The 6,597-nt window shown below is 68.9% G+C and carries 5 protein-coding genes; 3 read left to right on the top strand and 2 right to left on the bottom strand.

The genetic code is table 11. The features are described 5' to 3' along the window. Window positions 1-872: ectoine hydroxylase (thpD, locus tag RJ03_RS17370; RefSeq protein WP_036503726.1), on the top strand; the 872-nt coding region annotated here is incomplete at its 5' end. A 189-nt stretch (window positions 873-1,061) separates the two neighbouring features. Here thpD and RJ03_RS17365 read toward each other — a convergent pair. Together RJ03_RS17365 and RJ03_RS17360 are read right to left on the bottom strand one after the other, a co-directional pair. Continuing rightward, window positions 1,062-2,186 carry an acyl-CoA dehydrogenase family protein gene (locus tag RJ03_RS17365; protein WP_036503725.1) on the bottom strand — a complete coding sequence of 375 codons (1,125 nt, stop codon included), beginning with the start codon at window positions 2,184-2,186 and terminating at the stop codon, window positions 1,062-1,064. 3 nt (window positions 2,187-2,189) lie between these two features. Then, entirely contained in the window at window positions 2,190-3,422 is a 1,233-nt protein-coding gene (locus tag RJ03_RS17360) for an acyl-CoA dehydrogenase family protein (RefSeq protein ID WP_036503723.1), read from the bottom strand. Between the two features lie 210 nt (window positions 3,423-3,632). On the opposite strand from RJ03_RS17360, the gene RJ03_RS17355 reads away from it, so the two are divergent. Together RJ03_RS17355 and smc are read left to right on the top strand one after the other, a co-directional pair. Next, entirely contained in the window at window positions 3,633-4,055 is a 423-nt protein-coding gene (locus RJ03_RS17355; RefSeq protein ID WP_157122015.1) for a hypothetical protein, read from the top strand. A gap of 88 nt (window positions 4,056-4,143) precedes the next feature. Then, window positions 4,144-6,597 (top strand): chromosome segregation protein SMC (gene smc / locus RJ03_RS17350; protein ID WP_036503719.1); only part of this gene is annotated, 2,454 nt, incomplete at its 3' end.

Raw genomic sequence — 6,597 nt, 5'->3', positions numbered from 1 at the left:
CGGAGAGTCGAATCGACCGCTATCGGACCAGAACTGCCGTAGCGGTACCGCCGGTGGAGCGCACCGACCCCACGGTGTGGGGCACGGTCACCTCGCCGGAGCTGCAGAATTTCGATGCCGATGGGTACGCGATCATCGACGAGTTGCTGACCCCGATGGAGGTGGCCGATATCGCCACCGACATCGATCGGCTGGCCGCCGATCCGGTGTTGCGTGCCGACGAGCGGGTGATCATCGAGAAGAAGTCGAACAGCGTTCGTTCGATCTTCGAGGTGCACAAGATCAGCGCCGTGGTGGCGGAGCTGGTGCGCGACGAGCGGATCGTCGGGATGGCCCGCCAGATTCTCGGTTCCGAGGTCTACATCCATCAGAGCCGGGTGAACTACATGCCCGGTTTCGAGGGCGCCGGGTTCTACTGGCATTCGGATTTCGAGACCTGGCACGCCGAGGACGGGATGCCCTCACCGCGTGCGGTGAGCCTGTCGATCGCGCTGACCGACAACTATCCGTTCAACGGCAGCCTGATGCTGCTGCCGGGCTCGCACCGGCAGTTCATGCCGTGCCAGGGCGAGACTCCCGACGAGCACTACCGGGAATCGTTGCGAGAGCAGCAGATCGGTGTGCCCGCGCAGGAGGATCTGGCCCAGCTGGCCGACAAGTACGGCATCGCGCAGTTCACCGGCGCACGCGGTTCGGCGCTGCTGTTCGATTCCAACATCATGCACGGCTCGTCGAACAACATCACGCCGTTCGCGCGCTCGAACGTCTTCCTGGTGTTCAACAGCGTGGAGAACACTCTCGAAGAACCGTATTCGGCTCTGCATCAGCGGCCGACCTATATCGCCTCGCGCGATTTCACCCCCCTGCGCTGAGTGGGGTGACCCGATCACGTCGGGACCGATGATCGCGCGGGTTCGCTCCCGACGGTGGCGGGGCGAGCCCGGCATCCCCGGCGCGTTTTCGGCCGGAATCCATTCGGATTCCGGCCGAAAACATGTCCGGGGCGTCGGCGGTATGGGACGGCGGTATGGGACCGGGCCCCGGCGATCGGTGCGCGCCGCTCAGGCCCGCGTGAGCGCGGCGTAGCGGGCGATGTGCTGATCCGCGGAACCCCATTCGGTGCGAATCGCGGTGAGCCGCTTGAAGAAATGCCCGATCGCGAGTTCCTCGGTCATGCCCATCGCGCCGTGCAGTTGCACCGCGTGCTGGCCGATGAACCCGGCGGCGCGGGCGACGGTGGCCTTGGCCGCCGCGGCGGCTCGGGCGCGGACCTTCGGTTCGGCGTCGAGTTTCAGCGTCACCAGATAGGTGGCGGCCACGGCTTGTTCGAGCTCCAAGTGCATATCGACCATGCGGTGCTGCAGCACCTGGAAACTGGCGATCGGCACGCCGAACTGGCGGCGCTGCTTGCTGTATTCGACGGTGTCGGCCAGTACCCGCCGCATTCCGCCCACGGCCTCGGCGCAGATGGCGGCGATCGCCTCGTCGATGGCCCGCTCGACCGACTCGTCGGCCGCCCCCTCGGCACCGAGCAGCGCGTCGGCGGGGACCCGGACGCCGTCGAGGACCAGATCGGCCGCGCGGCGTTCGTCGATCGTGCGATAGGGGTGCTGCGTGAGACCGGCCGCGTCGGCCGCCACCACGAACAGTGACAGACCGGCCGCGTCGGCGGTGCGTGCGGTCACCAGCAGATGGGTGGCCAGCGGTGCGGTGGTCACCACCCCCTTGGCGCCGTCGAGGACCCAGTCGTCGCCGTCGCGGCGTGCGGTCGTGGCCACGCGTGCGGGGTCGTACCCGGAGTCGGCTTCCAGGGCGGCGAAGGCCGTGATCACCGAGCCGTCGACGATGCCGCGCAACAGTTCCTCGGCCCGCGCACCGCCGGCGCGGCGCAGCAGTCCGCCGCCCAGGACGGCGGTGTCGACATAGGGTTCGACGACCAGGGCGCCGCCGAGCGCCTCGGCGATGATCATGGTCTCGATGGCGCCGCCGTCGAATCCGCCGACACTCTCGGGCAGGCTCGCCCCCAGAATGCCGACCTCCTCGGCGAAGCCGCGCCAGATCTCCGGCTGATGGCCGGCGCCGACCCGCGCCGCGGCCCGGCTTTTCTCCAGATCGTAACGGGCGGCGAGAAATTCGGTGACCGTGTCACGGAGCAGTTGCTGTTCGGCAGTGAATTCGAAGTCCATCTCTCACAGTCCCAGGGTTGCCTTGGCGATGATGTTGCGCTGAATCTCGTTGCTGCCCGCGTAGATCGAGCCCGCGCGGTCGTTGAAGTACCGCAGCGGCGCGACGGCCTGCCACGGTTCGCCGCTGAGATATCCGTCGGCGGGCGCGACGAAGTCGGCGACCGGACCGCCCGGCATGGCGGCGTGCGGCTGATAGGCGCGCCCGCGCGGGCCGGCGGCCTCGAAGGCCAATTCGGTGAGCCGCTGGCTCAATTCGGTGCCCAGGATCTTGATCGTGGACGCGGCCGGACCCGGATCCTTACCGCGCGAGATGGCCGACATGGTGCGGTATTCCAGGATCTCGAGGACGTCGGCCCGGATCCGCGCATCGGCCAGTTTCGCCGCGAAGGCTGGTTCGTCGAGCAGGCTGCCGCCGGCGAAACCGGGCTGTCCGGCCGCGTGCCCGGCCAGCGATTCGGCCAGCACCTGCAGCGCCGGGCCGTAGGCCGAACCGCCGCGCTCGAAGTTCAGCAGATGTTTGGCGACCGTCCAGCCCTCATCGATGCGGCCGATGACGTTGGACTTCGACACCCGGACACCATCGAAGAACACCTGGTTCTGCACCTGCTCGCCGGAGGTCATGACCAGCGGGCGGATCTCGATGCCGGGGGTGTCCATCGGGATCAGCACGAAGGTGATGCCCTGCTGTTTGCGTTCCTGTTTCGAGGTGCGGACCAGGGCGAAGATCCAGTTGGCCTCGGTGGCGTGGGTGGTCCAGATCTTGGAACCCGTGCACACCAGATCGTCGCCGTCGGAGACCGCGGCCATGGTCAGCGAGGCCAGATCGGAGCCCGCCTCGGGTTCGGAATAGCCCTGGCAGAAGAACACCTCGCCGGTGAGGATGCGCGGCAGGAAGTAGTCCTTCTGCTCCGGGGTGCCGAAGGCGATGATCGCGTGCGCGACCATCCGGATGCCCATCGGCGAGAGTGCGGGCGCGCCCGCGAGGGTGGATTCACGATCGAAGATGTAGTGCTGCGTCATGCTCCAGTCACAGCCGCCGTGGGCGACCGGCCAGGCCGGCGCCGCCCAGCCACGGGCGTGCAGGATGTGCTGCCACTGCATGCTGGCCTCGTGATCCGGGTACACGCTGGTGGCGAGCTGACCGGCGCGACGTAGTTCCGGGGTCAAATTCTCGTCCAGGAAGCGCCGCACCTCGTCGCGAAACGCCAGATCGGTGGGCGACCAGTCCAGATTCACGAAGAACTCCTTGTGCGATAAACGGGCCTCTACCTTCTCATTTACTCTGGGTCGAGCGCAAATGGTCGTTAACTTATCGAGGTAGCGGGCGGTGTGCCGAGACGGTCCGCCGCAGGCTGGGCCAGGGCCGTGTGTGTCCGAAACACGCGCGGGGACTTGCATTTCGGAGCCTCGTGTGAGGAAAGATGGACCCTCATGTACGCATCTCGAGTGCTTCGTGTGTTCGTCCGGGCGGTCCCGGCCGTGCTGGTCGCGTTGCTCGCCGCCGCCACCTTCGCGGTCGCCGGCGGCGTCGCCTCGGCAGCTCCGATGCCGCTGCCGTCGATCGACAGCGGTGGTGTCACGAGACTGGCGATCGCGCCCGGCCAGAACTCCGTCACCGGCCAGGGGTCCGTGGTGGCGAACAAGATCGCCAATTACTCCATCGGATCGGTCGGGGGGCAGAAGCTGATCTTCGACATCACCTCGAACAACGGCCAGGCCCGCGTGACCGTGGCGCCGCTGATCGGAGGTCCGATCGCGGCCGACGTCCCGCACGCCGAGGTCGTGGCCGACGGCCTCGACTACCAGATCTACGTCAGCTCCGCCGACGGCTCGCCCAGCGACTTCACGCTGACCGTCACCGCCGCCTGATTCCGGGCTCTATTCGGCGGATGCCGGGCGAACACGTTCGCCCGGCATCCGACCGGCAACGCACCCCGACCGGGTAGCCTGACCGACTGTGCACCTGAAGAGTCTGACGCTGAAGGGATTCAAATCCTTCGCGTCCGCGACGACGCTGCGGCTCGAGCCCGGCATCACCTGCGTGGTGGGGCCGAACGGGTCCGGCAAATCGAACGTCGTCGACGCGCTGACCTGGGTGATGGGGGAGCAGGGCGCCAAGGCGCTGCGCGGCGGGAAGATGCAGGACGTCATCTTCGCCGGTACCGCCGGACGGGCGCCGCTGGGCCGCGCCGAAGTCACCCTGACCATCGACAATTCCGACGGCGCGCTGCCCATCGACTACTCCGAGGTCTCGATCACCCGCCGGATGTTCCGCGACGGCGCCGGTGAATACGAGATCAACGGCAACTCCTGCCGGTTGATGGATGTCCAGGAACTGCTGTCCGACTCCGGTATCGGCCGGGAAATGCACGTCATCGTCGGCCAGGGCCAGCTCTCGGCGATTCTGGAATCGCGTCCCGAGGACCGCCGCGCCTTCATCGAAGAGGCCGCGGGCGTGCTCAAACATCGCAAGCGCAAAGAGAAGGCGGTCCGCAAACTCGATGCGATGCAGGCGAATCTGGCCCGTCTGACCGACCTCACCACCGAACTGCGCCGCCAGCTCAAACCGCTGGGCCGCCAGGCCGAGGTGGCCCGGCGCGCGGCCACCGTCCAATCCGAACTGCGCGATGCCCGGCTGCGATTGGCCGCCGACGATCTGGTGGCACGCCGGCGCGAATTGGAAAGTCAGCAGAGCAAGGAAGCCTTCGCGCGCGAACAGCAGATCACCGTGCAGGCCGAATTGGATGCCGCGAACGCGGCGCTGGCGCAGCAGGAATTCCAGCTCTCGCGGCTCACGCCCGGCGCCGAGGCGGCCGCGCAGACCTGGTTCCAGCTGTCGGCGCTGGTGGAACGGGTCAACGCGACCATCCGGATCGCCCGCGACCGGGCCCGCAACCTCACCATCGAACAGCCCACCGGCACCGGCCGCGACCCTGAACAACTCGAGGCCGAGGCGGACCGGGTGCAGGCCGAGGAGGCCGAACTGCTCGAGGCGGTCGAGGTGGCCACGGCGACCCTGGAGGCCGCCCGCGATCAGCTGCTCGACCGCGAACAGGCCGCCAAGGCCGCCGAACAGGCCCACCTGGCCGCGGTGCGCGCCATCGCCGATCGGCGCGAGGGCCTGGCCCGCCTGGCCGGGCAGGTCGACACGCTGCGCCACCGCGCCCAGTCGGCCGACGGCGATATCGCCCGGCTGTCGGAGGCGCTGGCCGCCGCCCGGCAGCGCGGTGATGCCGCCGAGGCCGAATTCGAGTCCGTGCAAACCGAATTGAGCGAACTCGACGCCGGTGAGGAAGGCCTCGACGCCGCCTACGAACACGCCGCCCAGGCGCTGGAGCTGGCCGATGCGCGGGTGACCGAACTGCGCGAAGGCGACCGCGAGGCGGGGAAGAAGGTCGCCTCGCTGACCGCCCGCATCGAGGCGCTGACCATGGGATTGGCCCGCAAGGACGGCGGCGCCTGGCTGCTGGACAACCGCGCCGACGGATTGCAGGGCCGGCTCTCGGGAATGGTGCGGGTACACAGCGGATTCGAGGCCGCGGTGGCCGCCGCGCTCGGTCCGCTGGCCGACGCCATCGCCGCGGACGCACACCCCACCGCGCAGGCGGCGGTGCGGGCGCTCAAGGACGCCGACGGTGGCCGCGCGGCCGTCGTCTACGGCGGTGCGGCGCAGCCCCACGGCGAGATCGGTGACCTGCCCGCGGGAGTGCGCCCGCTCGCGGACGTGATCGATTGTCCGGACCCGCTGCGCGGTGCGGTCGCGGCGCTCACCGCCGGCACCGTGGTCGTCGACGATCTGACGCAGGCGGCCGAAATCCTCTCCAGCCGACCGGAATTGCGGGTGGTGACCCGCGACGGCGATCTGAGCGGTTCGGGCTGGGTGCTCGGCGGTTCGGACCGCGCGCCGAGCCAGATCGAGGTGCAGGCCGATATCGATGCCGCCGCCGCCGAACTGGTGTCGTGGCAGCGGCAGGCCGAAGAGGTCGAGGCCGCGCTGTCGGGTGCGCTCGCCGAGCAGAACGATCGCAAACAGGCCGTCGACCAGGCATTGCTGGCATTGCACGAATCCGATCAGGCGCTGGTCGCGATCTACGACCGGCTGGGCCGCCTCGGTGCGACAGCGCGCAGCGCGCACTCCGAATACGAGCGGCTGCTGGCCCAGCGCGCCGAGGCCGAATCCGCGCGCGACGAGAACCTGACGGCCCTGGCCGAACTCGAAAGCCGGCTGCGGCACGCCGAATCCGAGCAGTCCGATCTGGATTCCGATGCCGACGCGGGCACCGACACCGCCGGGCAGGAGCGCGAAGAGGCCGCCGCGGCGCTGGCCGAGGCCCGTGCCATGGAGGTGGAGGCCCGGCTGTCGGTGCGCACCGCCGAGGAGCGCGCGGAATCGGTCCGGGGCAAAGCGGAT

Origin of the sequence: Nocardia aobensis NBRC 100429 (assembly GCF_000308375.1) — a bacterium.
Classification (GTDB): Bacteria; Actinomycetota; Actinomycetes; order Mycobacteriales; family Mycobacteriaceae; genus Nocardia; species Nocardia aobensis.
This window is presented reverse-complemented; position numbering and strand designations above follow the sequence as displayed.